At 65.4% G+C, this 1678-nt stretch carries 2 protein-coding genes and 2 pseudogenes; 2 read left to right on the top strand and 2 right to left on the bottom strand.

Annotated features, from left to right (window positions below; translation table 11 throughout):
• A pseudogene (locus tag ACRDUX_RS20825) lies at positions 1–210 on the top strand (hypothetical protein); the annotation flags it as partial.
• Positions 211–282: 72 nt separating this feature from the next.
• Here the strand turns inward: ACRDUX_RS20825 and ACRDUX_RS20820 are convergent.
• Positions 283–726 (bottom strand): hypothetical protein, encoded by a 444-nt coding sequence (locus ACRDUX_RS20820; RefSeq protein ID WP_526416049.1) that lies wholly within the window; start codon positions 724–726, stop codon positions 283–285.
• Positions 727–943: 217 nt separating this feature from the next.
• Positions 944–1201 (bottom strand): annotated as a pseudogene (locus ACRDUX_RS20815) (transposase); the annotation flags it as partial.
• 116 nt (positions 1202–1317) lie between these two features.
• On the opposite strand from ACRDUX_RS20815, the gene ACRDUX_RS20810 reads away from it, so the two are divergent.
• Positions 1318–1678, top strand: a 361-nt coding sequence (locus tag ACRDUX_RS20810; protein WP_526416047.1) for a transposase, incomplete at its 3' end; no start/stop codon positions are given.

Raw genomic sequence — 1678 nt, 5'->3', positions numbered from 1 at the left:
TACCAAGACATGCCGGTCAGTGATTACACCGATCTTCTGGTCGGCGCGGGACTGCCTGCAGAAATGGCCGCGGCCGTGGCCGACGCCGACGACGGCCTCGCCCGTGGCGAGCTCTACACCGACAGTGCCGACCTTCACACCCTGATCGGTCGTCCTCCCACCACGCGAGGGGACGCCTTCCGCGACGCGGTCGCGAGGAGCGGTGCGTGACGCCGCCGGCCACACCGTCGTATCCCTGCTCGGGGTGCGAGCCCACGCCCGCGCCGTTGAATCGGCATCGTCCTAAGCCGCGTTAGCTCTTCGACTGACGAGGACGATCGCTTCGTCGTTGGCGCGGAAGATCGGCTCGATCGGCACGCCGAAGCGGTTGGCCGCGTCCTCGAGTGCCGTTGCCCACTGCCTGTCGGCGTCGGTGACATCGCCGACACCGGGCCTGCTGAGAAGTAGCGCGACGGTGCTGCCCTCACCCACGTTGGCGACGAGGACCTTCAATGCGGTCATCACGTTCTCGACCAGTGCGGGCTCTGGGCTCGCGGCGACGGGCACATGACTTGCGACCTTGATCAGGCGACGGTCGGGTCCGATGAAGGCGAACCACAGCAGACGTTCGCCGAATCCCAGCGTCCCCATCAAGGCCCGCCAGCGCTGGTGCAGGTCGGCGGGGGAGGCGATGGGGTCGGTGGCGGTCTCGGGGGGCGGAATTGGCAGGAACTCGCGGTAGCTCATGGCCGAATGATCGGTGATCCCGTGATGCCGCGAAGAAGTTGTCCACAACCACGCCGGCTGTGGATGGCTCAGTTGACCGATATCTTGGGCGCAAGTCTCGGACTTCAGTCCGGGGTGAGTCCATCTCGTTTGTCGGCGGGCGTAGTCCGGCGTTCGGAGTGGTCGGGTTTGTCGGTCGATGTGTTGCTTGATGATGGAACGGCGGGGCGCCTGCGCAGGTGTCGGTGAAGTGGGACGGGGAGCAGAGGTGTCCGCCCGTGCGGATGCGGACACGGGCGCCGGTGTCTTCGCGGTGGACCGGGTAAGGGGTACAGCCTTTGAGTCGTTGCACCTGCGTCGTGATCGACGGGGTTGGTGGGTAGGCGATGGGTAGGTGGACGTGGTCGGTTTCGCCGTTGAACTCGACTGGCTCGACGTTGAGTTCGGCGCACACGCTACCCATCGTGTGCTCGGTGAAGGTGAGCATGGCGTCGGTGAATACCTGCCTGTGCTACTTCGTCACGAACATGAGGTGGGCGTGCAGCTGCGACGCGCTGTGTCGGGCGCGGCGATAGGTCTGGGTTGTCACAGGTGGCCTTTACAGTCGTGGGCATGCAGATGCGCTATCGGTATCGCATCGAACCGACACCGGCCCAGCAGGGGATGCTGGCGCGGGTGTTCGGGTGTACTCGGGTGGTGTTCAACGACGCTCTGCGGGTCAGGGATGAGGCGTATCGGGCCGGGGTGAAGCTGTCCGACAGTGAGATTCAGCGCCGGGTGATCACCGCCGGGAAGACCACTGAGCAACGATCGTGGCTGGCCGAGGTGCCCAGTGTGGCATTGGTGCAGTCGGTCAACGATTCGCGGCGGGCGTGGCGCAACTTCTTCGACTCGGCCACCGGGAAACGCAAGGGTCGCAAGGTGGGCCGGCCACGGTTCAAATCCCGTAAGGATCGCCGGCAGTCGTTTCGGC

It is taken from the genome of Mycobacterium sp. (genome assembly GCF_050701675.1).
GTDB lineage: Bacteria > Actinomycetota > Actinomycetes > Mycobacteriales > Mycobacteriaceae > Mycobacterium.
This window is presented reverse-complemented; position numbering and strand designations above follow the sequence as displayed.

Excerpts from the sequence above, each read along its gene's own strand:
- ACRDUX_RS20820 (WP_526416049.1), bottom strand. The coding sequence starts at position 726 with ATGAGCTACCGCGAGTTCCTGCCAATTCCGCCCCCCGAGACCGCCACC.